The 406-nt window shown below is 71.7% G+C and carries 1 pseudogene and 1 riboswitch; the pseudogene reads left to right on the plus strand.

What is annotated here, in order from left to right:
* Nucleotides 1–22 precede the first annotated feature (22 nt).
* Nucleotides 23–109, plus strand: a riboswitch (ZMP/ZTP riboswitch).
* A 35-nt stretch (nucleotides 110–144) separates the two neighbouring features.
* Nucleotides 145–406: pseudogene (locus CCN29_RS35825) on the plus strand (glycine hydroxymethyltransferase); the annotation flags it as partial.

Here is a 406-nt window from a genome sequence, read left to right on the forward strand (position 1 = left end):
CCCCGCCCACCCGGTAACCTGGCCCGCGGGCCGTGACTGGCGCGCTGGGATGGGACCAACCATCGGGGAGCGGCCCGAGAGCAACGTGCCGTGCGCCTGGGCCATCCGTACCGTGAACGCTGAACGCTACGTCCGGAGGTCCCCATGTCTGCCGAGCAGCCGCTCACCCCCGAGTCCACCGCCTTCCGCTCCGCCCTCGACGTGATCCGCGCCGTCGAGCCGCGCGTCGCCGACGCGATCGGGCAGGAGGTCGCCGACCAGCGCGAGATGCTCAAGCTGATCGCCTCCGAGAACTACGCCTCCCCGGCCACCCTGCTGGCGATGGGCAACTGGTTCAGCGACAAGTACGCCGAGGGCACCGTCGGCCGCCGCTTCTACGCCGGCTGCCGCAACGTCGACACGGTCG

The organism is Streptomyces pseudogriseolus, assembly GCA_002154585.1.
Classification (GTDB): domain Bacteria; phylum Actinomycetota; class Actinomycetes; order Streptomycetales; family Streptomycetaceae; genus Streptomyces; species Streptomyces pseudogriseolus.